The organism is Paraburkholderia sp. RL18-101-BIB-B (assembly GCF_046026985.1).
Classification (GTDB): domain Bacteria; phylum Pseudomonadota; class Gammaproteobacteria; order Burkholderiales; family Burkholderiaceae; genus Paraburkholderia.
In genome coordinates this window covers 188,971-213,386 of sequence record NZ_JARESV010000007.1, presented here as the reverse complement: position 1 = coordinate 213,386, position 24,416 = coordinate 188,971, and the positions used below count along the sequence as shown (strand labels likewise).

Here is a 24,416-nt window from a genome sequence, read left to right as displayed (position 1 = left end):
GAGTGCGATGCCGAATCGTCATCGTGCGATGGGAGTTGTCATGCCAGCTTTAATCAGAGACCAGCTTTACCGGCCGTCGGTGGTCTTACCGATGGTCGCCCTCATGCAGGTGATGGTGTCGCAGGATTTCAATCTCGGCCAGGTCGGCTGGGTAATGGCGTCCCGGGGCGCGCAGGCCGCGCTGCAACGTTCGCGCGAATTGATCTGCGCCGTGCATTGCCACGCCTGAGCAAAACAGACGGAAAACAGCAGTCATCCGCAACAATCCGCGGCAGTAGTGAGCGGCACAACATGGTGATTCCAAGGGCGAAGGGTAAGATGCTACGACCAGCACCCCAGCCTCGGGAGAGTTGCCATGCCACAGCACTTCGACGCAGTTGTGATCGGTACGGGACAAGGCGGCTCACCGCTCGCCGTGCGTCTCGGTCATAGCGGCCGTAAAACCGCGGTCATTGAACGGGCTGCCTTTGGCGGCACCTGTGTCAACGTCGGCTGCACGCCGACCAAATCCTATGTGGCGAGCGCCCGCGCGGCGCATGTCGCGCGTCATTGCGCGGAACTCGGCGTGCAGGTGGGCGGCGCGATCAGCGTCGACCTGGCCGCGGTCAAGGCGCGCAAGGACGAGATCATCGGGCAGTCGCGCGACGGCGTCGAGAAATGGCTGCGCGGCACGAAGAACGTGAGCGTGTTCAAAGGCCACGCGCGCTTCACCGAACCGCATGCGCTCGCTATCAGCGGACCTGACGGCAACCTGCTCGACGAGATCAGCGCCGACGAAATCTTCATCAATACAGGCACGCGCGCCGTCGTGCCGCCGCTCGACGGGCTCGAGCGGATTCGCTACTACACCAACTCCAACCTGCTCGACCTGACCGAATTGCCGAGTCATCTGGTGATCGTCGGCGCGAGTTATATCGCGCTCGAATTCGCGCAGATCTTTCGGCGCTTCGGCAGCCAGGTGACCGTGCTGGTGCGCGGCGAGCGTCTGCTCACCCGCGAGGACGCCGATTTCGCCGATTCCGTGCACAAGGTGCTGGCCCGCGAGGGCGTGGAGTTCCGCTTCGGCGTGCAGCCTTCACGGGTCGAGCCGCATCCGCATCGCGAGAACGAAGTGTGCATCGGCTTCGAGCAGAACATCCCCGCGCTCGAAGCGTCGCACCTGCTGTTCGCGACCGGCCGCGAGCCGAATACCGACGACCTCGGCCTCGCGGCCGCCGGCATCACGACGGACAAACACGGCACGATTCCAGTCGACGGCCAGTTGCGCACCAACGTGCCGGGCGTTTGGGCGATCGGCGACGTCAACGGGCGCGGCGCGTTCACCCACACCTCCTACGACGACTATCAGATCGTCGCGGCCAATCTGCTCGACGGCGGCTCGCGCAGCGTCGATACGCGGATCATGACGTATGCGGTATTCGTCGATCCGCCGCTCGCGCGTGTCGGCGCCTCGGAGGCCGAGGTGCGCAAGGCGGGCCGCGACGCGCTGATCGCCACCATGCCGATGACGCGAGTGGGCCGCGCGCGCGAACGCGGCGAGACCGACGGTTTCATGAAGGTGATGGTCGACAAGGAGAGCAAGCAGATTCTCGGTGCGGCTATTCACGGCATTGAAGGCGATGAGGCGCTGCACACGTTCATCGACATCATGACGGCGGGCGCGCCGTATCCGACGCTGGAGTATGCGATGCATATCCACCCGACCATCAGCGAACTGGTGCCGACCTTGCTCGATGGACTCAAGCCCATGAAGTGAGCGGCGCACACAAGCGGAGCACACACGGTGCAGCGCGCAATCAGAAGCGGCAATCTGTTCGACGACCGGGCATCAGCGGGTGCGGACGAGCAGGTCGACACGTTCGTGGAGCAGGGCGGCGTGAGCATCGAGCGGATCGTCTCGATGGGGCATGCCAGCCCGCCGGGCTTCTGGTACGACAGTCCGCGCGCCGAGTGGGTCGTGCTGCTGAGCGGCGCGGCGGCGCTCGAATTCGAAGGCGAGGCCGAGCCGCATCGGATGAAGGCCGGCGATCACGTGCTGATCGACGCGCATTGCCGGCATCGGGTGGCATGGACGAGCGATCAGGAGCCCAGCGTGTGGCTCGCCGTCTACTACCCGGACGGCGCTTCAGCCTGAGCGCGGCACGCTGCCGATCGATCAGGCGCATCGACAAAGCGTCGGGCCATCGCGGATAATCGGCAACGGCGCGGGTCGTCTGCGGAATGCGGGCGAACGGTGCGCGCAACTGCATTCATCATCAGGAATCCAACCGATGGGCAAGGGACGTGTCGAAGCCTTCAGCGATGGCGTGATCGCCATCATCATCACGATCATGGTGCTCGAGTTGAAGGTGCCGGAAGGCTTCGATCTCGCCGCGCTGCGTCCGGTGCTCCCCGTGTTCTGCGCGTACGTGCTGAGCTTCATCTACGTCGGCATCTACTGGAACAATCATCATCACATGTTCCATGCCGTGCAGAAGGTCAACGGCGCGGTGCTGTGGGCCAATCTGCATCTGCTGTTCTGGCTGTCGCTGCTGCCGGCCGTCACGCATTGGGCCGGCGAAAACCATCTGGCCTCCTGGCCGACCGCGATGTACGGCGTGGTGCTGTTCATGTCGTCGATCGCGTATTTCATTCTGACGGGCGTGCTGGTCCGCGAGCACGGCGGGGACTCGACCCTCGCCAAAGCGGTCGGCAACGACTTCAAGGGCAAGGTCTCGGTCGTGATCTATCTGGCGGGCATTGCGCTGGCGTTTGTCGTGCCGTGGGTTTCGGCGGCGCTCTATACGCTGGCTGCCGCGTGGTGGCTGGTGCCGGACCGGCGCATCGAACACCTGCTGGAATCGTAAGCTTGCTGCTCGCGCTCAAAGTCGTACTGGTGCCCGCGTTTCTCGCTGCGCTGACCGTGGCGGGGCGCGTGTGGGGGCCGTCGGTGGCGGGGTGGCTCGCGGGGCTGCCGGTAGTCGCCGGGCCGATCGTGTTGCTGCTCGCGCTGGAGCGTGGTCCGTCGTTCGCGGCGCAGGCGTCGGTGGCCTCGATCGCGGCGATTGCCGCGTCGGAAGCCTTCAATTTTGCGTATGCGTGGGCTTGCCGGCGTGTCGCGTGGCCGCTCGCGCTGGTCGTCGGCATGGTGGGCTGGGTCGGCGTGGCCATTCTGCTCACGCAGCTTCCGGCCGGACTTGCATGGGCGGTGGCGGCGGCCTGTGCCGCCGTGGCGGTGTCGCAAAGCGGCTTGCCGCGCGTGACTGGTCACGTGCCGGCGGCGCGCCTCGGACTCGGTGACCTCGCCGTGCGCATGCTCGCCGGCGCATTGCTGACGGTCGCGGTGACCACGCTGTCCGCTTCGCTGGGCGCGACCTGGAGCGGACTGCTGTCGGTGTTTCCCTTGCTCGGCATCGTGCTCGCGGTGTCGGCGCAGCGCGCGCACGGCGCGGACTTCGTCGCTTTGCTGATGCGCGGCATGGTGATCGGCCGCGCCTCGTTCGCAGCGTTCTTCGCCGTGACCGCGACGATGCTGCCGCGGTATGGCGTGTGGCTGAGCTTTGCGTGCGCGGCGCTGGTCTCGATCGTCGTGCAGGGCGCGACGCGGCGGATGCTCAACGCGGAGCGGCCGGTGCAGCGCGTGCCGCATGAGCTCGCGGAGCAGCAGTCGGCGGATTGAGCGCACGGGTTCAACGCAGTTCGGAGCACGCGGAACACTTGCTCATGCGAAACGACAGCGCACGCCGTCCGCTCATTTGCCCGATACTTCCAACATGACTTTGCGCACCCCACAATCCACACGCACCCGAATCGGCCTGATCTCCGACACGCACAATCTCGTGCGTCCCGAGGCCTTGCAGTACCTCGCCGGTTGCGACGCGATCATTCACGCGGGCGATATCTGCAACGAGGCGGTGCTCGAAGCGCTCAGGCGGATTGCACCGCTCACGGCGGTGCGCGGCAACAACGACACCGGCGACTGGGCCGCGTCGCTGCCGACGCACACCACGCTGACCGTGCAGCAAGTGACGATTCTCGTCGTGCACGACATCGCCGACGTGGGCGCCGATCCGCGCAGCCAGGGCATCAACGTGGTGGTGACGGGCCATTCGCACAAGCCATTGATCAGCGAGCGCGACGGCGTGCTGTTCGTCAATCCTGGCAGCGCCGGGCCGCGGCGCTTCAAGCTGCCGATTTCGGCGGGCATCTTGATCGTCGAAGGCGCTCACGCCAGCGCGAGCTTCGATTCGCTGGTGCCATAAAAAAACGGACCGGCAATTTTGCCGGCCCGTTCTCTAACAACTCGCGCTAACAGTCGAACAACTCGCCCTTAGGCGCGCGCCGTAGCCGTTGCCGCATAGCCTTCATCCATCTCCTCGGCTTCACGCTCGCCGCGCAGCACGGCATGCGCTTCCGCGCGCGTGGCCACGCACGGGCCCGAGCCGAGCAGCGGCTTGCGGGCGGTTTCGCGCAGCGCCATCACCGAAACGATGCCGATCAGCGATGCGCCCATCAGGTAGTACGCGGGCATCATCAGATTGCCGGTACGGTCGACCAGCCATGCCGTCACGAGCGGCGTCGTACCGCCGAACAGCGACACCGAAATATTGAAGCCGATCGCGAGCGCGCCGTAGCGGATTTTGGTCGGGAACAGCGCAGGCAGCGCCGACGGCATCACGCCGGTAAAGCACGACAGCAGCACGCCGAGAATCATCAGGCCGCCGAACACCGGCAACACTGTGCCCATGCGGATCAGCAGCAGGGCGGGAATCGACAGTGCGAACAGACCCACGCAACCGAACAGCATCACGGGCTTGCGGCCGATCGTGTCGGACAGACGGCCGGCCGCGAGCGTCATCGGCATCATCAGCACCATTACGAGCAGCACGAGGAACAGGCCGTGCGTTTCGTTGAAGTGCAGCGTGGCCGACAGATAGCTCGGCAGATACGAGAGCGCCATGTAGTCGGTGACGTTGAAGATCAGCACGAGGCCGACGCACAGCAAGAGCGGCTTCCATTGCTGCATGAGCAACTCGCGGAACGACTGCTTCGGCACGGCCTTGTCTTCAGCTTCGCGTTGCTCGGCCTGCTTCTTGAACGCGGGTGTTTCTTCGAGCTTCATCCGGATATACAGACCCACCAGACCCAGCGGGCCGGCGATCAGGAACGGCACACGCCAGCCCCACGAAAGCAGCGCATCGTTCGAGAGCGTCGCGGTCAGCACGGCCACCGTACCCGCGCCGAGCACATAGCCGATCAGCGTGCCGAATTCGAGGAAGCTGCCCATGAAGCCGCGGCGCTTGTCGGTCGAGAATTCGGCGATGAAGGTCGCCGCGCCGCCGTACTCGCCGCCAGTCGAGAAACCTTGCACCAGACGCGCAACCAGCAGCAGCACCGGCGCGAAAATGCCGATCGTCGTGTAGCTCGGGATCAGACCGATCGCGAAGGTGCCAAGCGCCATCATGATCATGGTCATGGCGAGCACGCGCTGTCGGCCGATACGGTCGCCGAGCGGCCCGAACACCATGCCGCCGACCGGCCGCACGAGGAACGCCGCGGCAAACGTGCCGAACGTGGCGATCAACTGCGCAGCCGGACTGGCCGACGGGAAGAACACTTTGCCGAGCGTGACAGCGATGTAGCTGTACACGCCGAAATCGAACCATTCCATCGCGTTGCCGAGCGCCATTGCGCCGACGGCACGCTTGAGGAGAGATTTGTCGACGACGGTGATGTCGTCGAGAGAGAGGCGTTGTTCTTCTTTGTGGTGTCGCCAGAAGCCGTTGCTGGAAGCGGTCAAGGTGAAAACTCCAATGACTGCGACGAAACTCATGATGCGCATGAACGTTCCGCCACGGTTGCTGGGAAGTGCAGTTTCGCGAGCCATGCGAAAAGCGTCTCCGTCGCCGCTGAGGGCGATGGAGCTGGGCGCGATGGAAAACAGAACGCCCGTGCCTCGCGAGACAGGTCGCGAAAAAACACTCGTCTAGATTGTGCTGACTGTTGCACCTGCGTGGCCGTGGAAGGGGGGCAGGTGCATGAGGACGCTGGGGTGGCTGAAAGCTGGCCCATGCGCCGCTGGAAGGCTTGAAACGAAAAAGGCCGGTGCTTTTATTCGCCGCTCATGTGGCCCACGAGGGGGCGCATGACACGGGGAAGCGACCGACGAGCCTTCTTGTATAAAAACTGTTCAGTTCGGGATGGCACACGCACTGCGCGCCAGATTGAAGAGAACGTGAATGAAGGTGAAATGCTGTTGGAACGAGGCACATGATAGCACGATAACAGAGGATCGTGCAAACCCGGTGTTCGGCGGGCGCCTTGGCGGGGGCGCTCAATCCCTTGCGGGGCGGGGGATTGAGCGGATCCGGGCGGTCTGGAAAAGGGGCTTAAAACGGCGCGAAAAAGGTACCGTTTGGAGAATTTTTCCGGCGCTGCCGGGCCCGCGAATCTGGCAGCGTCGCCCCGGTCAATCTGGCGGCGCATAGAGGCGAAAAAAATCCGCGCACGCGGCGCGGATTTCGGTGATGCAGCCTGAAGCGCGAAAGCGTTCAGTTAAGCCGACGGCGGCACATAGCCCTGCGCGGTGTCCGCGCCTTCGCCGAAGAAGAACTTTTCGGTCTGCTTCATCAGGTATTGGCGTGCGCGCGGATCAGCCATGTTCAGGCGGTTTTCGTTGATCAGCATGGTCTGCTGCTTCAACCAGGCCTGCCAGGCTTCCTTCGAGATGCTTTCGTAGATCCGCTTGCCGAGTTCGCCCGGCAGCGGCGGGAAATCGAGGCCTTCGGCTTCCTTGCCGAGCTTCGCGCATTGAACCATACGAGTCATGCTGTGCTTCTCCTAAAATCGGTGTGGGGGCGGGCAGTCGCTATAGATATATATATAGGGCCGCTCAGAGCTGTTTCATCAGCACGAGCGACTTGCGCTGCCAGTTATAGAGTCTGCGGCGGTCTTCCGGCAGGTCGTCGACCGTGACTTTGACGAAGCCGCGCTTGAGGAACCAGTGTTCGGTACGCGTGGTGAGCACGAAAATGCGCGTCAGGCCGCGCGCCCGCGCGCGCTGCTCGATGCGCTTCAACAGTCGCTCGCCGTCGCCGGTGCCTTGCGCTTCGGGGGCGACCGTCAGGCACGCCATTTCGCCGATGCGCTCCTGCGTGTACGGATACAGCGCCGCGCAACCGAACAGCACGCCATCGTGCTCGATCACCGAGAAGTGGTCGATGTCGCGTTCGATCTGGTGACGGCCGCGCCGCACCAGCGTGCCGTCCGATTCGAGCGGCTCGATCAGCGCGAGAATGCCGCCGACGTCGTCCGGCGTGGCTTCGCGCAGGCTCTCGAGGTTCTCGTACGAGATCATCGTGCCCACGCCATCGTGCAGGAACAGTTCGAGCAGCAGGCTGCCGTCGAGCGCGTAGGGGATGATGTGCGCCCGCGCCACGCCGCCGCGGCAGGCGCGGATCGAGTGCTTCAGATAGAAGCCCGCGTCGCCGGTGACCTCGCCGCTTTCGTGCAGCTTGTAGGCGTCGTCGAGCGACAGTTCGCGCACCAGTTCGGGGCCGTTTTCGCCGGCTTCCATCAGGCCCGGCGTTTCGGTCAGGAACACGATCTTGTCGGCGCGCAGCGCGATCGCGGCGGCGGACGCCACGTCTTCCATGGCCAGATTGAAGGCCTCGCCGGTGGGCGAGAAGCCGAGCGGCGAGAGCAGCACCAGCTTGCGGCTCGCGAGCGAGTGGCGGATCGAATCGGCGTCGATCTTGCGCACCACGCCGGTGTGAGCGAAATCGACCCCGTCGAGAATGCCGACCGGCCGCGCCGTCACGAAGTTGCCCGACACCACGCTGATGTGCGCGTGCGCCATCGGCGTATTCGGCAAACCCTGACTGATGGCGGCCTCGATATCCAGACGCACTTCGCCGGCCGCTTCTTTCGCGGACTCGAGCGCGCGCGCATCCGTAATTCGCATGCCGTGCGAAAACTCGGACTCGACGCCGTGCAGGCTCATCTGCTCCTCGACCTGCGGACGCGAGCCGTGCACCAGCACGATCTGGATGCCCATGGCCTGCAAGAGCGCGATGTCGGACACGAGCGCGTTCAGGAGCCCCTGATGCACCACCTCGCCGCCGAACCCGACGACGAACGTCTTGTTACGGAATGCATGGATGTAAGGGGCGACTGAGCGCATCCAGTCGACGAATTGCGCGTGCTGGGCGAGATCTTCCGTTGCTCCGGCGGGGGCCGGAGCGCTCGCGGGCGCGGGGACGAGGTCGGTTTGGGAATTCATGCCGGGGATTATAATGCGCCCCCATGTCGAATGTACCCAAAAGTCCCGCTGCGGCGAACGAGAATCCGGCGCCGGCCGCCGATCAGGTGAAGGCCAGCGACGCGAAGCGCCGCGATGCGCAGGACGCCGAACGCAACGCGCCGCACACGGCGCGCGAGCCGCGGCGCGCCGCGGAAAATGCGCAGGCGTCGGCGCAGAGAAATAATCCGGGCCGTGAAGCCCGCGGTCAGGAAAGTGGCGACGTGGCGAAACACGCCGGAAGTGGCGAGTCGCAGCCGCCTCACGGCAAGGAAGGTCGAGGCCCGGGCCACAACCCGGGGCGTCCGCAGAAACAGAATGCGCCGCACGGCCAGCAGACGCAGCGAAGTGGCGATCGGCGTGCTCAGCCCGCGAATGTGCCGGGCGCGAATCAGCAGAAAGGCGGCGGTCGTGGCGATCAGCCGCGGCACGCATCGGCGCAAGGCGCGGAGTCGCGCCGCGCGTCCGGCGGCGCGCCCGCGCAAAAATCGCCAGCGGCGAGCGAAGCCGAGCGCAGCGGCGGCCGCCGCGAGCAGCAGCCGCCGCGCGAAGCACGGCCGCCGCGCGCTCCACGTGTGGTCGAGCCCAATCCGATTCCGCCGATCACCTATCCTGAAGCGCTGCCCGTGTCGGGCCGTCGCGAGGAAATCTCCAAAGCCATCGCCCAGAATCAGGTCGTGATCGTTTGCGGCGAGACGGGCTCCGGTAAAACCACCCAGCTGCCCAAAATCTGCCTCGAACTCGGGCGCGGGCTCGGCGCGGGCGGCTCCGGTCTGATCGGCCACACGCAGCCGCGCCGGATCGCCGCGTCTGCGACGGGCCGCCGCATCGCCGAGGAACTCGGCACGCCGTTCGGCGAAGTGGTCGGCTACAAGGTGCGCTTCACCGACAATCTGTCGCCGGGCGCCTCCGTCAAGCTGATGACCGACGGTATCCTGCTCGCCGAAACGCAGACCGATCCGCTGCTGAAAGCGTACGACACGCTGATCATCGACGAGGCGCACGAGCGCAGCCTGAACATCGACTTTCTGCTCGGCTACCTGAAGGAAATTCTCGTCAAGCGCCCCGATCTGAAGCTGATCGTGACCTCGGCGACGATCGACGCGGACCGTTTCGCGCGCCACTTCGGCAGCGAAGAAAAGCCCGCGCCGGTGATCGAGGTGAGCGGGCGGCTTTATCCGGTCGAGGTGCGCTACCGGCCGGTCGCGGAAGACAGCCCCGCCGTGAAGGCCGCGGAAGGCAATGCGTCGTCCGCGCCGCGTGGCGACCGGCCGAAAAGCCAGCGCGAAACCGATCGCGATCTGATGGACGCGATCGTCGACGCCGTCGACGAACTCTGCCGCGAAGGCCCCGGCGACGTGCTCGTGTTCCTGCCCGGCGAGCGCGAAATCCGCGACGCCGCCGAGGCGCTGCGCAAGCATCATCCGCCGCACACGGAAATCCTGCCGCTGTTCGCGCGTCTTTCCGCGGCCGAACAGGAGCGCGTGTTCCGCACCTCGAACGCGCGCCGGATCGTGCTGGCCACCAACGTTGCCGAAACCTCGCTGACGGTGCCGGGCATTCGCTACGTGGTCGATACCGGCCTCGCGCGCGTAAAGCGCTACTCGTATCGCAACAAGGTCGAGCAGTTGCAGGTCGAATCGATTTCGCAGGCCGCCGCGAATCAGCGGGCCGGGCGTTGCGGGCGCGTGGCCGATGGCATCTGCATTCGCCTGTACGAGGAAAGCGACTACCAGGGCCGCGTGCGTTTTACCGATCCGGAAATTCTGCGCTCGTCGCTGGCGTCGGTGATTCTGCGCATGAAGTCGCTGCATCTGACGGCGATCGAGACCTTCCCGTTCATCGAGCCGCCGCCGGGCCGCGCGATCGCCGACGGCTATCAACTGCTCAACGAACTGGGCGCCGTCGACGACGACAACCAGCTCACGCCGCTCGGCCGCGAACTCGCACGCCTGCCGCTCGACCCGCGCGTCGGCCGGATGATTCTGGCTGCGCGCGACCAGCAGGCGCTGAAGGAAGTGCTGATCATCGCGAGCGCGTTGTCCGTGCAGGATCCGCGCGACCGGCCGATCGAAGCGCAGGAGCAGGCCGATCAGGCGCATCGCCGTTTCGCCGACGAGCGCTCCGAATTCCTGCAGTGGCTGAAAATCTGGAACTGGTTCGAAGAAGCGATCGCGCACAAGAAGTCGAACAAGCAGTTGCACGAGGAGTGCCGCAAGAACTTCCTGTCGCAACTGCGCCTGCGCGAATGGCGCGACGTGCACTCGCAACTGCTGACGGTGGTGCGCGAGCACGGCTGGCGGTTGAACGAAGCGGAAGCGACTTTCGAGCAGATCCATCTTGCGCTGCTGACGGGCTTGCTCGGCAATATCGGTCTCAAGGCCGACGACGAGCCGTATTACCTCGGCGCGCGCGGCATCAAGTTCTATTTGTGGCCGGGCTCGGCGCTGGTGAAGAAAGCCGGCAAGTGGGCGATGGCCGCCGAACTGGTCGAGACGAGCCGCCTGTACGCGCGTTGCATCGCGAAGATCGAGCCGGAGTGGATCGAGAAGATCGGCGCGCATCTGTTGAAGAAGTCGCTTTCCGAGCCGCATTGGGAAAAGCGCGCGGCGCAGGTCTCGGCGTTCGAACGCGCGGTGCTGTACGGGCTGCCGATCTATCACCGGCGGCGCGTGAGCTTCGGCAAACAGGATCCGGCGCGCGCCCGCGAGCTGTTCATTCGCGGCGCGCTGGTGGAAGGCGAGTTCGATACGAAGCTCGCGTTCTTCGCTCACAACCGCAAGCTGCTCGCCGATATCGAGCAGCTCGAACACAAGTCGCGCCGCCAGGACGTGCTGGTCGACGACGAGCTGATTTTTGCCTACTACGATCAGGCGCTGCCGAAGGGCATTTACACCGGCGCGTCGTTCGAACGCTGGTATCGCGAAGAGGTGAAAAAGAGCGGCCAGCCGGAAGACAAGCTGCGCCTGCTGTATCTGTCGCGTGATGATTTGATGCGGCACGAAGCCGCCGGCGTGACCACCGATCTGTTCCCGAAACGGATGACGATGGCGGGCGTCGAAATGGCGCTTACCTATCACTTCGAGCCGGGTTCGCCGCGCGACGGCGTGACGCTCGCGGTGCCGTTGTATGCGCTGAATCAGGTCGACGCGCGGCGCTGCGAATGGCTCGTGCCCGGCATGCTGAAAGAGAAGACGCAACTGCTCTTGAAGTCCTTGCCGCAGAAGCTGCGCCGTCATTGCGTGCCGCTGCCCGAGTACGCGGCGGGTTTCGTCGACCGGCACGGCGGTCCGCGTTTCGGCGCGGGCGGTTTGCTCGAGTCGCTGATCGCCGATATTCGCGAGCAGACCCAGGTCGCGATGAAGCAGTCGGACTTCAAGCTCGAGACCTTGCCGCCGCACCTGTTCATGAACTTCAAGGTCGTCGACGAGCATGGGCGTCAGCTTGCGATGGGCCGGAATCTGTCGCAACTGCGCGCCGAACTCGGCGGCCAGGCGCAGCAGCATTTCCAGAAGATCGCGTCGAGTGCGGCGGGCGCAGCGCTGGCGGACGCGGGCGGTGGCGGCGTCGCGACGCCGTCGCAAGCGCCCGGTGCGGCCGGTGGAGCGGCGCAGCGAGGCAAGGGCGCTGCCGCGCCAGGTCCACAGACCGCGCCGCAAGCCGGCACTCAAGGCACGGCGCTGTATGAAAAGCTGACGACGTGGAACTTCGGCAAGCTCCCCGAGTTGCTCGAAATCCGTCGGGGCGGGCAGACGCTGTTTGGTTATCCGGCGCTGGTGGATCGCGGTACGCACTGCGATGTCGAAGTGTTCGATTCACCGGACGAAGCCGCGCGGATTCATCGCGCGGGATTGCGCCGGCTGTTCGCGTTGCAGTTGAAGGAGCCGATCAAGTATCTGGAAAAGAATCTGCCGGGCTTGCGCGAAATGGCGATGCAGTTCATGCCGCGCGGCACGCAGGAAGAGTTGCGTGACCAACTGATCGACACCGCGCTCGACCGCGCCTGTCTGCAAGACCCGTTACCCGACGACGACGCCAGTTTCCACACGCGCCGCGACGAAGGCCGTAGCCGCCTGACGTTACTGGCTCAGGAAATTGCCCGGCTGGTCGGGCAAATTCTGAGCGAATACGCGACGGTCGCGAAGAAGCTGGTGCAGGCGAAGTCGTTCACGGCGGCGCACGCCGATCTGCAGAACCAGCTCGACGGACTGATCGGCAAGCGCTTCGTGGTCGACACGCCGTACGCGCAACTGGCGCATTTCCCGCGCTATCTGAAAGGGATCGCGCTGCGCATCGACAAGCTGAAGGCGGACCCCGCGCGCGACGCGCGGCAGTTCGCCGAATTCCAGCCGCTGCTGCAGAACTATCAGCGCGCGGTGGCGCAACGCGGCGGCGTGCTCGATCCGCGCTTGTCGGAGTTCCGCTGGCTGCTGGAGGAGTTGCGGATCTCGCTGTTTGCGCAGGAGTTGCGTACGCCGATGCCCGTTTCGGTGAAGCGGCTTTACAAGGTGTGGGAGTCGATGCAGCGCTGATCGACGTGAGGGGCGAGGGCGCGCTGTGCGCTGCCGCCTCATGCGGGTGGCTTCGGTTATGGCCCGGCTGCCTTTCGCGGCGCGGATAAAAACGCGCGCGCCGCCATGCCTTGTGGGAATGACGGCGCGCGCAGAACGGCGCGGGGCTTTTGTCGGTCCCGCGCTCGTCGCACCTGCAACGTCGATGGCCAGGCGATTGCTCGTGACTCGGCTTGGCCCTGCCTGCCCTGCCAGTTCCGCCTACCAGTGCATGCCGGCGCCGATCGACGCGCCGAACTGGCCGCGCGAATCCGTGGTGCCTTGCAGCTTGTAGACCCACTTACCCGTTTCCGAAAGCTGCGATACGCCGATGGCCAACGCCGACTGGCCGGCGTACGTGCCACCGGCCATTGCGACCATGCCGTGACCCGGCAGGACTGCCTGCGGCAAACCGGCCATTGCCATTGCGGATGCCGTGCCGCCGTAGCTGTCGCGACGGGCTGAGCGGATCTGGTCGTCCGTATAGCTGTTCGCCTGGCTCACTGCTCCGCTGACGCTTTGCTGCAACTGGTTGACGTTGACGGCATCGGCGCCTTGCACGCCGGCTGCGACGTTGGTGATCTGGCGTTCCTGGCCCGCTGCGCCGACGGATACGCTGTTCGCCCGGTCCGCGATCGAGCCTTCGCCTAATGCGACGGAATTGTCAGCGCTGGCGTTTGCTGCTGCGCCGAGCGCGGTGGCGTTGGCGCCGCTGGCGACGGAGTTTGCGCCGAGTGACGTGGCGTTTGCGCCGCTCGCCAGCGAATTCGCGCCGATGGCCGTAGCGTTGGTGCCGGTGGCCTGCGCGTCGGCGCCCGCGGCGACGGAGTGGGCGCCAGAGGACACGGCGCCTTCGCTATCGCGGTTGCCTTCCGCGCTGAAGAACGGATTGGCGGTATTGACCACGACGTTGCTGACGGCGCCGTCGATGGCGGCGTTCAGTTGAGCGACGTTGACCGCGTCGGTTGCGTCCACGCCTGCCGCGACGTTGTGGATGACCGTGCCGCCGTTCGCCGCGTCGCCGCCGAGGGTGACGCTGTTCTTGTTGATGGTGCCGTCGGCGTTCTGGTCATACATGACCGCACCGTCGAGCTTCGCGGCATTGGCGGCGCCTTGGTCGCTCACGGCTTTCAACTGCGCGACGTTGACGGCGTCGGTGTCGGCGGTGCCGGCCGCGACGTTCGTGATCTGGCGTTCGTTGCCGGCGGAGCCGATCGAGACGGTATTCGCTCGGTCCGCGACCGAGCCTTGGCCGAGTGCGACGGAGTTGGCGGCTGCAGCGCTGGCTTGATATCCGAGCGCGGTCGAATTCGCGTCCGCTGCGCTGGCCAGGTAGCCGAGAGCGGTTGAACCGTCACCTTCAGCGATTGCGAAGCTGCCGACTGCCGTGCCGAAATTGCCGTTCGCCTGCGAACTCGTGCCGGCGGCAAATCCGGCTTGCCCCGCAGCGAGCGCTGAACTGCCGATGGCCACCGCGTTGCTACCGGTGGCCGACGCGTCGTCGGTGCCGTCGTTGAGTCCGTTCGCCTTGAAATAGCGCGAGGCGTTTGCGCTGGCGGCTTGCAACTGACTGAGATTGACGGCGTCGGTCGCGTTGGTACCGGCTGCGACATTCGTGATCTGCCGCTCCTGCCCCGCCGAGCCTACCGACACCGTGTTCACGCGGTCGGCCACCGAATTCTGGCCGAGGGCCACGGAGCCATCCGTACTCGCTGTGGCCATGTAGCCGAGCGCGACGCTGCCGACGCCCGTCACGCTCGAATACGCACCGACCGTCGTGGCGCCGACGCTGCTGGCAACGGACGAGCCGCCGATCGAGGTTGAGCCCGGTGCGTTGGCCGCAGCGCTCGCGCCTAGCGCTGTAGAACCGACGCTGCGGGCGGCGGCGTTCGAGCCGAGTGCGACCGCATCGGCACCGGTCGCGCTTGCGCCTACGCCAGCCGCGACCGCATGTGTGCCGCTTGCCACGGCATCGTCAGAACCGTCGGCGACGCCATCGGCCTTGAAGTAGTGCTGGGTGCCGCTCTGCGCAATGGTGTCGACCTTGCCATCGACCGCACGCAACTGGCTCACGTTGACCGCATCGGTCGCCGCCGCGCCCGCTGCCACGTTCGTCAGGCGGCGCTCCTGGTTCGCTGAACCGAGCGACACTTCGCCCGCCGGGGTGGACGCCGCGATCGCCGTCGCGCCCGATCCAGCCGGTGCAAAAGCTGTCTGGGACAGGTCCGCTGCGGTGGAGGAATTCGCGCCCAATGCGACGCTGTTGGCCGCGGTGGCAGCCGCATTGTTGCCGAGCGCCACAGCGCCCGCCGCGCCGGCCGTTGCCGCGTAGCCAAGAGCAGTGGCATTGACGCCGGTCGCCTGCGCGAATCCGCCGAATGCCATCGCCCCCACCTCGCTGACAGTGGCCTGATTGCCGATCGCGATACTGTAGTCGGCCGCCGCCAGAGCTGAATCGCCGCCAGCGAAAGAGCCCGTGCCGACTGCGGCAGACTGATGACCGATCGCGGCAGCATTCGTACCGGCCGCTTTCGCTTGCGCGCCTGCGGCCACTGAGTTGTCGCCCTTTGCATAGGAACTGACGCCAATCGCGGTCGAGCTATTGCCCAGCGCGCTCGCTTGCACGCCCGTTGCAATCGAAAACGTGCCTGACGCCGTTGCCTGAAAGCCCGTCGCAATCGCGCCATCGCTGAGCGCGCCTGATTGCTTGCCCAACGCCATGGAATACAGGCCTACCGCGTTCGCTTGCATGCCGAGCGCAATTGAATAGGGGCCCGCCGCTTGTGCCGCGATGCCTGCTGCAATCGAGCCAACGCCCGTGGCGAGCGCATCCGCGTCCAAGCCGGGATTAACCGAGGCTCCCGCAAAAAATACGGTGGCGTGTGCCACCGACACCCCCCAGGACAATGCCGCCAGAACCAGTACCGCTTGGGCGATGGCTTTCTTGCGAGTCGTCGTGCGCTTTGCCGTTGATCTTGCCGTCGTCGGCGATGCCAGCCAGGTTTTCGGCGTTTCACACCAAACCAATGGGTTATTGCTTTTCATTGTTTTAGAAACTCCGCGGTATTGCGTGCGTGGACGGTGCATGAGCGCGGGTAAGCCGGCAAGGATTTCATCGCCCTGATAAATTGCGCAAAAATGAAAGTCGGCAGCCGTTGGTTTAGCTGCGTTAGCGCCTTGGCGGTCTTTTTTTGCTCGTGCGAAACACCCGCGTCATGCCCGTTCACCCACAAGATTGATAGGTGGGCGATGAGGCGGCAGGATTGTCCGATTTGGCGGCGGGACGGGGATATCAGTTAAATCTGCAACGAGTGTGGAAAAATCATTTTATGTGGGCGTGTCTTAGTTTGCAGGAGCGTAAATAGAATTAAATAAAGAGCATTCGAAGATTTTTCTGAAAATGAATCATTTAATCTGAGTGTGTTCTTGTATCTATGAGCTTTCAGTGAGATTCGACATGTCAAGCGTGATACATATTGCCGGCGTTTCAAAAAAGAGGTGATCGCACGTTGCCCCGCGCGGCTCGCCATCCAGCCGCCACGGCCCATCGTGTCCCTCATTTCTCCTGCCCCGCAGACCGATCTGCGTCAACCGCTGGCCCCGGCAAACGTTCTACAATGATGGTTGTTCTCCGAAGTGAGTTTTCATGCGTAAATTTTTTCTTCCCAGCTTGACTGCCACGGTCGCTGCGGGCGCGCTGCTGGTCGCCGCCACAGGCTTTTTTTCTCCGGCGGCCCACGCCAACAACGTGATCGTGCTCAATTCCGGCGAAGCCACGCTGAGCCTGATCGACGAGGCGACCCGCCAGGTCGTCGGCACGGTGCCCACGGGCAAGGAACCGCACCACCTGATGGCCACGCCGGACAATTCGTCGTTGATCGTCGCGAATTCGGTGTCGAACAATCTGATGTTCGTCGACCCGAAAACGGGCCAGGTGCAGCGCTGGGTCGAGAACATCGAAGATCCGTACCAGATCGGTTTTTCGCCTGACCGCAAATGGCTGGTCACCACCGGCCTGCGTCTGGACCGTCTGGACATCTATCACTACGACGGCCAGAAGAACCAGATGACGCTGGCCTCGCGCTTGCCGCTCGCGGTCATGCCGAGCCACATGGCGTTCACGAACGACAGCAAGACGGTATTCGTCACGCTGCAGGTGTCGGGCGAACTGGCCGCGATCGACCTGGCCACGCAAACCGTCAAGTGGAAGATGAAGGTTGGCAAGGTGCCGGCGGGCCTGTGGATGACGCCGGGCGAGAAATACCTGCTGGTCGGCATGACCGGCGCCGACTACGTCGCGGTGGTCGACTGGCGCAACCAGAAGATCGTCAAGACGATCCACACCGGCAACGGCGCGCACAACTTCCGTTCGCTGGCTGACGGCAAGCACGTCGCGGTGTCGAACCGCGTGGCGAGCACGATCAGCATCATCGACGAGGACACGCTCACCAACGTCGGCGACATCACCGGTTTGATGCCGGGACCGGACGACATGGAACTTTCCGCCGACAAACGCTATCTGTGGGTTACGTTCCGCTTCGCGAAGCACGTCGGCATCATCGACCTGACAACGCGTAAGCTGATCCAGACGATCGCTGTCGGCCGTTCGCCGCACGGCATCTATTTCTTCAATCGCGCGCCGGTCACGGCGCCGAACGGCGCTTGATGCAGGGGCCCATGCCGCACCACGCGAACCGTCACGGATGAAGTAACCAGACCAGCACCATGTTCCATCTGATTTTTTCTTCCCTCGACAACTTCGTCTCCGCCGTGCAGACGTTGTTGTACGTCGACGTGGTACAGCCGCTGCTGTTCCGCTTCGATCTGATGGATTACGACGAAGACACCTACGACAGCCTGTACTGGGTGATCGTGGGCGTCGTCGAAGTACTGGCCATGTACGCGGTTCTGCGCCCGCTCGAAGCGCTGCGTCCGGTAGAGAAGTGGGAGACCCGCAAGGCGGTGCGCGTCGACGTGATCTACACGTGGATCGCCAAGCTCGGCATTCTGAACCTGTTCTTTTTCTTCGCGCTCCAGCCATTCTTCGACACCGTGCAGGCGTGGCTGCGACTGCACAACATTTCGAATATCGAGTTCGACAATCTGTGGCCGGGCGTGACCACGCAGCCGCTCGTCACGTTCGTGATGTATCTGCTGGTGCTTGATTTCGCCGGTTACTGGTATCACCGCTGGGAACATCGGATCGGCGTGTGGTGGGAACTGCACGCGGTGCATCACAGCCAGCAGCAGATGTCGCTCTGGTCCGACGACCGCAACCATCTGCTCGACGATCTGCTGCAAGCCTCGTTCTTCGCGGTGATCGCGCTGGTGATCGGCGTGCCGCCGTCGCAGTTCGTCGTGCTGGTCGCCATCACGAATCTCGCGCAGAGTGTCCAGCACGCGAACATCCGCCTGTACTTCGGCTGGCTGGGCGAGCGCCTGCTGGTCAGTCCGACCTTCCATCGCCGTCACCACGCCATTGGTTATGGCCACGAGGGGTTGAAATACGGCTGCAACTTCGGCGTGCTGTTTCCGTGGTGGGACATGCTGTTCCGCAGCGTGTCATGGAGCCGCGAGATGGAGCCGACCGGCATCAGCGATCAACTCGAAGGCCGCCGTTACGGCGACGGTTTCTGGGCGCAGCACTGGCTTGCCTTCGTGCGCATCGCAGGCCGTCTTTCGCCGAAACGCCGCACCGAAAGCAACGACGCCGCCGCCGTTTGAGCGCGCTTCCTCCCACGCCGCCGGTTTCCCCGGCGCCGCGTCACGTGGTTTATCCTGTTCACGTTTGCGACCCTTCGCCGGGCTGCCCGGCGGGTTTGTCGCGCGGTTCAATCCATTCCATCGTTTCGCTCACCGGCACTGGCTCGCATGAATGATCTGTTGCGCTCGTTCGGGCGCGCGCTCACGAGCGCGCTCCACCCGCGCATGCTCTGGCTGACCTTCATGCCGTTTCTCGCGGCAACGGTCGGGTGGGGCGTGATCCTGTGGTTTTCCTGGCAGACGCTGATCGGTGCGACGCGCAGCTGGCTCGAAGGCTGGTCGTTCACGCTCACGCTTTATCATCTGTTCGACTGGCTCGGTTTTTCAGCGCTGCATGCGGCGATCGCGCCGTTTATGGTGATCGCGATGACGATTCCGCTGATCGTCGTCACGGTGCTGCTGCTGATCGCCACGCTGTCGATGCCCGCGGTGATCCGCTTCCTGTCGGCAAGGCAATTCCCGAGCCTGGAAATGCGCCGCGGCGGAACGTGGTACGGTAGCCTCGGACAGGCGTTGTGGACCACGCTGGTGTGTCTGGTGCTGCTGATCGTCACGTTGCCGCTCTGGCTCGTGCCGCCGTTCTTCGCGCTGATTCCGCCGCTGCTGTGGGGCTGGCTGACGTATCGTGTGATGAGCTACGACGCGCTCGCGCTGCATGCCACGCGTGACGAGCGGCGCGCGCTGGTGCGGCGTTTCCGTTTGCCGCTGTTGTTGATCGGCATCGCGAGCGGCTTGCTGGGTTCGCTGCCTACGCTGTTGTGGGCGTCGTCGGTCTGGCTGATCGTGCTGTTCCCGGTGGTCACGGCCGTGACGATCTGGATCTATGCGTTCATCCTCGTGTTCTCGGCGTTATGGTTCGGCTACTACTGTTTGCGCGCGTTGCAACGCATGCGCGCGGATGAGCACGGCGGCGTGCGGCACGCGGCGCCGCTTCCCTACTGATGAATTACTGACTAAGCGAAAAAGAGGCGGCAATGGCATTTGGCGTCATCATCATCGGCGATGAAATCCTGTCGGGCAGGCGTATCGACAAGCATCTGCCGAAGGTCATCGAATTGCTGGGCGCGCGTGGGCTGTCGCTCGGCTGGGCGGAGTATATCGGCGACGATCCGGAGCGCATCACCGCGACGCTGCGGCGCACGTTCGCCTCGGGCGACATCGTGTTTTCCACGGGCGGCATCGGCGCGACGCCGGACGACCACACGCGCCAATGCGCGGCGGCCGCGCTCGGCGTGCCGCTCGAACTGCATCCGGAAGCCGCGAAGCTGATTCAGGAGCGCATCCGCGACATGCATCCGGCGAACGCGGCCACGCCGCTCGATCTGGAGTCGCCGGAGAACCGGCATCGCCTGAATATGGGCACGTATCCGCAGGGCGCGTCGATCATTCCGAACGGCTACAACAAGATTCCGGGCTTTTCGATCAGGCAGCATCACTTCGTGCCGGGTTTCCCGGTGATGGCGTGGCCGATGATCGAGTGGGTGCTGGATACGCAATACGCGCATCTGCATCACGCCATGCCGCACGCGGAGAAGTCGCTGCTGGTGTTCGAGTTGCCGGAGTCGCGCCTCACGCCGCTGATGGAAAAAATCGAACGCGATTTTCCGGGCGTGCGGGTCTTCAGTCTGCCGAGCGTGGGCGATGCGGAACGCGGCGGCGTGTACGCGCGGCATCACATCGATCTGGGCGTGAAGGGCGAGCCCGAAGCGGTGGCGGCGGCCTTCGTCAAGCTGCGGGAAGGCGTGCACCTGCTGGGCGGCGATATCGTCGAGCCCGAGGCGGCGGCTGCGGCGGCGAAGCCGCGCGGCTGATTCGCGCGACATACGCTTGTCTTGATTCGGGCGCTGCGGCGCCCGTTTTTCATCGCGCTCGTCGCCGATTCTGAGCGCGGCAGAGGCGGATCATCGGCCTGTCACATTCGGCGCCGACGATGTGCCTGTCCTCACGTGCGCGCCTCAATGGACGGTTTTGAGGCGGCGTCGACGAGCCGCGGCGACAAGCAAATATCACGCAGCGGTCGCGCAGCGATCAGGTGACCGCAAGGCAACCGCGCGCCACACAACCGCCGCACTCACGCGCCGATCCACGGCAACCCGCGAAAGCACCAGCCCGACACCGTCTTCCGATGCCCTTGGCCGTCCTTGTCGCCTTCGAAGCCTTCCAGCAGGTCATACGCCTTCGTGAAACCGGCCTGCGTGGCGGCGATCGCGGCGAGCTTCGAGCGCGCGGCGCTGCGGCACAGGAACAGCACGGGCGTATCCGGCGTGGCGACCTGCTTCAACTGCGCGAGAAATTCCTGATTCGGCACCGCGCCCGGATAGCGCGTCCATTCCACGTGCGCGTATTGTCCGTCGCCGATCACCGGCCGGCCGACCCAATCGAGTTCGGCGCGGGTGCGCACATCCACGAGACGCGTGCGCGGATCGAGCTGCAGCAGTTCGAACGCTTCGGCGGGCGATATCGCGCCCGCGTACGGCAACTGATTCTCGGTGCGGCGTTTGTCCGCGCTGGCGTACAACTGTTCGAGCGTGCTCATGAGCGCAAATCTCCTTCGGACCAAATGATCATTCTAGCGCGCGGCGCGAGGCGTGCACGTGTGGCGCGAGCGGCCGCGAACGGGCGTGCGCCGCGATCCGGCGAATGCGCAAACATGGTGCAAGTTTCGTGAAATGCACCAAAATAGAAATGTTGGCCGTTGCCGATTTGGCGAATGCACGTATTTGGTGCGACGTATCGTCCAAAGATTTCGGGGCTGCATGCCGTTCGGTGCGCCCATTCCCCGCAAACGCGCGCGCACTGTGGTTCTGCTCCGGGTTGGCGCATACGTGGCACAGAAGCTGCTTTATTGGTGCCGATCGATTTGTCCAGGCAGACTTTTATGTTCCTCCTCAACGATTGAGGGTGGACGCGCCGGGACGGGTCAGCTAGATTGGGCGGCGGCTGAATCCGCCGAATTCGTTAATCAGGAGAAAAGGTTATGAGTAAATCCGTGGCCGACGTCGTGCAACTCGTCAAAGACGAAGACGTCAAGTTTGTCGACTTTCGTTTCACCGACACGCGCGGCAAAGAGCAACACGTTTCGGTGCCGGTGTCGGCATTCGATGAAGACAAGTTCGAAAGCGGCCATGCGTTTGACGGTTCTTCGATTGCCGGCTGGAAGGGCATCGAAGCCTCGGACATGTTGCTGGTCCCGGATGCGAACACGGCCTTCATCGACCCGTTCTACGAAGAATCCACCCTCGTGCTGACCTGCGACGTCGTCGAACCGGCGGACGGCAAGGGCTACGAGCGCGACCCGCGCTCGCTGGCAAAGCGCGCTGAAGCCTACCTGAAGAGCACGGGCCTCGGCGACACGGCATTCTTCGGTCCGGAACCGGAATTCTTCATTTTCGATTCGGTCCAGTGGAACACGGATCAATCGGGCTGCTTCATCAAGATCGGTTCGGAAGAAGCACCGTGGTCGTCGGCGAAGGAATTCGAAGGCGGCAACACCGGCCACCGTCCGGGCACGAAGGGCGGCTATTTCCCGGTCGCACCGGTCGACACGTTCCAGGACATCCGTTCGGAAATGTGTCTGTTGCTCGAACAGATCGGCATTCCGGTCGAAGTGCACCACCACGAAGTCGCGGGCCAAGGCCAGAACGAGATCGGCACCAAGTTCTCGACGCTGGTGCAACGCGCCGACTGGCTGCAGCAAATGAAGTACATCATCCACAACGTCGCGCACACGTACGGCAAGACGGCAACGTTCATGCCGAAGCCGGTGGTCGGCGATAACGGTTCGGGCATGCACGTTCACCAGTCGATCTGGAAAGACGGCACGAACCTGTTCGCAGGCAACGGTTACGCAGGTCTGTCGGAATTCGCGCTGTTCTACATCGGCGGCATCATCAAGCATGCTCGCGCGCTGAACGCGATCACGAACCCGTCGACGAACTCGTACAAGCGCCTCGTGCCGCACTTCGAAGCACCGGTCAAGCTGGCTTACTCGGCTCGCAACCGTTCGGCATCGATCCGTATTCCGCACGTGTCGAACCCGAAGGGCCGCCGTATCGAAACGCGCTTCCCGGATCCGATGGCGAATCCGTACCTGTGCTTCTCCGCGCTGATGATGGCGGGTCTGGACGGCGTGCAGAACAAGATTCACCCGGGCGAAGCTGCCGACAAGAACCTGTACGACCTGCCGCCGGAAGAGGATGCAAAGATCCCGACCGTGTGCGCCGGCCTCGACCAGGCGCTGGACGCGCTGGACGCTGACCGCGAATTCCTGACGCGCGGTGGCGTGTTCACGGATTCGATGCTCGACGCGTACATCGAACTGAAGACGGGCGAGCTGCAACGCTATCGTCAGTCGGTGCACCCGATCGAATTCGAAATGTACTACTCGCTGTAAGCGGCAATGGCGCTTCGCCCTTCACACGGCGAAGTGCTTTGCCCGACGCTCGCGATCGGTCACGAAGGGACGGCGGCGCCGTCCCTTTTTCGTTAGACCGCGCACAACGTTTGCGGCTCGCGGGCAATGGGCAAAGAGCAACACAAAAAAGCGCATCACCGGTTTATCACCATCTCCTATCGGCCAGACTGCAAGATGGTTCTCAAGAATCTGATCAAGGCAAGGAAAGGGCACGAGCAGGCGCTCTCGGACGACGCTCAGCTCGTCAGTTCCGGTTTACTGCCGGGCTTCGAGGCGTTGCCGACGGTCGTGCTGGTGCTCGAAAAGCGCACGCTGCGCGTCGCGTTTGCGAACCCGTCGGCGGAGTCGATGCTGGACCTCTCGCGCCGGCAACTGACGCAGATGGCATGGCCGGACATCTTCTCGAATGCCGACGAACTGGTCGCGACCATTTCCGCGATCGCCGCCCACCGTTTTCACGCGACTCATCTGGACGCCGTGCTCGAACGTCCGGGCCACGAGCCGCTGCATGTGCATGCGATCGTCGGTTTCCTGGAAGGCGCGCAAGACTACGTGCTGCTCGAACTGTTCGAAAACGAGCGGCATTTACGCACCGACCGCGAGGAGCGCATCAACGACCTCACGGCGGTCAACAAGCAACTGATCCGCAATCTCGCGCACGAGATCAAGAATCCGCTCGGCGGGATTCGCGGCGCGGCGCAACTGCTCGAGTTCGAACTCGGCGAGCGTCAGCGCGACGAGTTGCGCGAGTACACGCAGGTCATCATCAAGGAATCGGACCGGCTGCAAACGCTGGTCGACCGGCTGCTCGAGCCGCACCGCCATCCGCATATCGTCGGCGACGTGAATATCCACGAAGTGTGCGAGCGCGTGCGCCAGGTGATTCTCGCGGAGTTTCCGCGCGGCCTCACCATCGAACGCGATTACGACGTGAGCGTGCCGGACCTGCGCGGCGACAAGGAGCAGTTGATTCAGGCGCTCCTGAACATCGTGCGCAACGCGGCTGAAGCGTTGCGCGAACGTATTTCTCAAGGCGATGCGCGGATCGAATTGCGCACTCGCATTGCGCGCAAGATTACGGTGTCGAAACGCTTATGTAAGCTGGCACTGGACTTGCATATCACTGACAACGGCCCAGGCATTCCCGAAGAAATCCGTGACCGCATTTTCTATCCGCTCGTGTCGGGGCGCGAGGACGGTAGTGGTCTCGGACTGACGCTCGCGCAGACTTTCGTGCAACAGCACGACGGTTTGATCGAAGTGGATAGCCGCCCGGGCCACACCGAGTTTCAGATTCTGCTGCCGCTCGACTGCTAACACCAATGCCTCGTGAGAAAACGCCGGGCCGCCCACGTTTTCTCACTCCCCTTCGGGGGGCCTGCCGCGAAGCGACAGGTTTGGGGGCACTCTT

At 64.0% G+C, this 24,416-nt stretch carries 18 protein-coding genes; 13 read left to right on the top strand and 5 right to left on the bottom strand.

Annotated features, from left to right (window positions below; genetic code table 11):
- The first annotated feature begins 40 nt into the window (after positions 1-40).
- From P0D73_RS14120 to P0D73_RS14095, 6 genes are all read left to right on the top strand, one after another.
- Complete coding sequence (locus P0D73_RS14120) at positions 41-229, top strand: hypothetical protein (protein WP_012433618.1); 189 nt, start codon at positions 41-43, stop codon at positions 227-229.
- A 126-nt stretch (positions 230-355) separates the two neighbouring features.
- Positions 356-1,756 carry an FAD-containing oxidoreductase gene (locus P0D73_RS14115; RefSeq protein ID WP_408431694.1) on the top strand — a complete coding sequence of 467 codons (1,401 nt, stop codon included), beginning with the start codon at positions 356-358 and terminating at the stop codon, positions 1,754-1,756.
- A 27-nt stretch (positions 1,757-1,783) separates the two neighbouring features.
- A complete protein-coding gene (locus tag P0D73_RS14110; RefSeq protein WP_408282976.1) occupies positions 1,784-2,134 on the top strand; it encodes a cupin domain-containing protein in 351 nt (116 codons plus the stop codon).
- Positions 2,135-2,270: 136 nt separating this feature from the next.
- Positions 2,271-2,846: a TMEM175 family protein gene (locus tag P0D73_RS14105; protein ID WP_408175825.1), complete on the top strand. Its 576-nt coding sequence runs from the start codon at positions 2,271-2,273 to the stop codon at positions 2,844-2,846.
- Between the two features lie 5 nt (positions 2,847-2,851).
- The gene (locus P0D73_RS14100) at positions 2,852-3,658 is read left to right on the top strand and encodes a hypothetical protein (protein ID WP_408176171.1); all 807 of its coding nucleotides are present in this window, start codon (positions 2,852-2,854) and stop codon (positions 3,656-3,658) included.
- A 94-nt stretch (positions 3,659-3,752) separates the two neighbouring features.
- On the top strand, positions 3,753-4,241 hold the full coding sequence (locus tag P0D73_RS14095) for a metallophosphoesterase family protein (RefSeq protein WP_408175826.1): 489 nt from the start codon (positions 3,753-3,755) through the stop codon (positions 4,239-4,241).
- Between the two features lie 68 nt (positions 4,242-4,309).
- On the opposite strand, the gene proP is transcribed toward P0D73_RS14095, so the two are convergent.
- The 3 genes from proP to argA form a co-directional block, all read right to left on the bottom strand.
- On the bottom strand, positions 4,310-5,812 hold the full coding sequence (gene proP / locus P0D73_RS14090; RefSeq protein WP_408176173.1) for a glycine betaine/L-proline transporter ProP: 1,503 nt from the start codon (positions 5,810-5,812) through the stop codon (positions 4,310-4,312).
- A 722-nt stretch (positions 5,813-6,534) separates the two neighbouring features.
- On the bottom strand, positions 6,535-6,807 hold the full coding sequence (locus P0D73_RS14085) for an oxidative damage protection protein (RefSeq protein ID WP_007181244.1): 273 nt from the start codon (positions 6,805-6,807) through the stop codon (positions 6,535-6,537).
- Between the two features lie 64 nt (positions 6,808-6,871).
- Positions 6,872-8,260, bottom strand: a complete 1,389-nt coding sequence (argA, locus tag P0D73_RS14080) for an amino-acid N-acetyltransferase (protein WP_132373802.1) — start codon at positions 8,258-8,260, stop codon at positions 6,872-6,874.
- Between the two features lie 23 nt (positions 8,261-8,283).
- Between argA and hrpA the strand changes: the two genes are divergently transcribed.
- On the top strand, positions 8,284-12,810 hold the full coding sequence (gene hrpA, locus P0D73_RS14075) for an ATP-dependent RNA helicase HrpA (RefSeq protein ID WP_408431691.1): 4,527 nt from the start codon (positions 8,284-8,286) through the stop codon (positions 12,808-12,810).
- A gap of 240 nt (positions 12,811-13,050) precedes the next feature.
- On the opposite strand, the gene P0D73_RS14070 is transcribed toward hrpA, so the two are convergent.
- Positions 13,051-15,873 (bottom strand): YadA family autotransporter adhesin, encoded by a 2,823-nt coding sequence (locus P0D73_RS14070; protein WP_408431689.1) that lies wholly within the window; start codon positions 15,871-15,873, stop codon positions 13,051-13,053.
- Between the two features lie 601 nt (positions 15,874-16,474).
- On the opposite strand from P0D73_RS14070, the gene P0D73_RS14065 reads away from it, so the two are divergent.
- The 4 genes from P0D73_RS14065 to P0D73_RS14050 all read left to right on the top strand — a co-directional run bounded on the left by P0D73_RS14065 (position 16,475) and on the right by P0D73_RS14050 (position 20,402).
- Positions 16,475-17,494, top strand: coding sequence for a YVTN family beta-propeller repeat protein (locus P0D73_RS14065; RefSeq protein WP_408313364.1), 1,020 nt, complete (start codon positions 16,475-16,477; stop codon positions 17,492-17,494).
- 59 nt (positions 17,495-17,553) lie between these two features.
- The gene (locus tag P0D73_RS14060; RefSeq protein ID WP_132373806.1) at positions 17,554-18,552 is read left to right on the top strand and encodes a sterol desaturase family protein; all 999 of its coding nucleotides are present in this window, start codon (positions 17,554-17,556) and stop codon (positions 18,550-18,552) included.
- Between the two features lie 147 nt (positions 18,553-18,699).
- Positions 18,700-19,533 (top strand): EI24 domain-containing protein, encoded by an 834-nt coding sequence (locus tag P0D73_RS14055; protein WP_408175831.1) that lies wholly within the window; start codon positions 18,700-18,702, stop codon positions 19,531-19,533.
- Positions 19,534-19,565: 32 nt separating this feature from the next.
- Positions 19,566-20,402 (top strand): competence/damage-inducible protein A, encoded by an 837-nt coding sequence (locus P0D73_RS14050; protein WP_408175832.1) that lies wholly within the window; start codon positions 19,566-19,568, stop codon positions 20,400-20,402.
- Positions 20,403-20,662: 260 nt separating this feature from the next.
- Here P0D73_RS14050 and P0D73_RS14045 read toward each other — a convergent pair whose 3' ends face one another.
- Positions 20,663-21,127 carry a rhodanese-like domain-containing protein gene (locus P0D73_RS14045; protein ID WP_012433603.1) on the bottom strand — a complete coding sequence of 155 codons (465 nt, stop codon included), beginning with the start codon at positions 21,125-21,127 and terminating at the stop codon, positions 20,663-20,665.
- A 441-nt stretch (positions 21,128-21,568) separates the two neighbouring features.
- On the opposite strand from P0D73_RS14045, the gene glnA reads away from it, so the two are divergent.
- Positions 21,569-22,984: a type I glutamate--ammonia ligase gene (gene glnA / locus P0D73_RS14040; RefSeq protein WP_073427532.1), complete on the top strand. Its 1,416-nt coding sequence runs from the start codon at positions 21,569-21,571 to the stop codon at positions 22,982-22,984.
- A gap of 195 nt (positions 22,985-23,179) precedes the next feature.
- On the top strand, positions 23,180-24,322 hold the full coding sequence (gene glnL / locus P0D73_RS14035; protein ID WP_342960366.1) for a nitrogen regulation protein NR(II): 1,143 nt from the start codon (positions 23,180-23,182) through the stop codon (positions 24,320-24,322).
- Positions 24,323-24,416 lie beyond the last annotated feature (94 nt).

Coding starts and splice junctions, on each gene's coding strand:
- P0D73_RS14120 (WP_012433618.1), top strand. CDS start 41: ATGCCAGCTTTAATCAGAGACCAGCTTTACCGGCCGTCGGTGGTCTTA.
- P0D73_RS14115 (WP_408431694.1), top strand. CDS start 356: ATGCCACAGCACTTCGACGCAGTTGTGATCGGTACGGGACAAGGCGGC.
- P0D73_RS14105 (WP_408175825.1), top strand. CDS start 2,271: ATGGGCAAGGGACGTGTCGAAGCCTTCAGCGATGGCGTGATCGCCATC.
- P0D73_RS14095 (WP_408175826.1), top strand. CDS start 3,753: ATGACTTTGCGCACCCCACAATCCACACGCACCCGAATCGGCCTGATC.
- proP (WP_408176173.1), bottom strand. CDS start 5,812: ATGAGTTTCGTCGCAGTCATTGGAGTTTTCACCTTGACCGCTTCCAGC.
- P0D73_RS14085 (WP_007181244.1), bottom strand. CDS start 6,807: ATGACTCGTATGGTTCAATGCGCGAAGCTCGGCAAGGAAGCCGAAGGC.
- argA (WP_132373802.1), bottom strand. CDS start 8,260: ATGAATTCCCAAACCGACCTCGTCCCCGCGCCCGCGAGCGCTCCGGCC.
- hrpA (WP_408431691.1), top strand. CDS start 8,284: ATGTCGAATGTACCCAAAAGTCCCGCTGCGGCGAACGAGAATCCGGCG.
- P0D73_RS14070 (WP_408431689.1), bottom strand. CDS start 15,873: ATGAAAAGCAATAACCCATTGGTTTGGTGTGAAACGCCGAAAACCTGG.
- P0D73_RS14065 (WP_408313364.1), top strand. CDS start 16,475: ATGCGTAAATTTTTTCTTCCCAGCTTGACTGCCACGGTCGCTGCGGGC.
- P0D73_RS14060 (WP_132373806.1), top strand. CDS start 17,554: ATGTTCCATCTGATTTTTTCTTCCCTCGACAACTTCGTCTCCGCCGTG.
- P0D73_RS14055 (WP_408175831.1), top strand. CDS start 18,700: ATGAATGATCTGTTGCGCTCGTTCGGGCGCGCGCTCACGAGCGCGCTC.
- P0D73_RS14050 (WP_408175832.1), top strand. CDS start 19,566: ATGGCATTTGGCGTCATCATCATCGGCGATGAAATCCTGTCGGGCAGG.
- P0D73_RS14045 (WP_012433603.1), bottom strand. CDS start 21,127: ATGAGCACGCTCGAACAGTTGTACGCCAGCGCGGACAAACGCCGCACC.
- glnA (WP_073427532.1), top strand. CDS start 21,569: ATGAGTAAATCCGTGGCCGACGTCGTGCAACTCGTCAAAGACGAAGAC.
- glnL (WP_342960366.1), top strand. CDS start 23,180: ATGGTTCTCAAGAATCTGATCAAGGCAAGGAAAGGGCACGAGCAGGCG.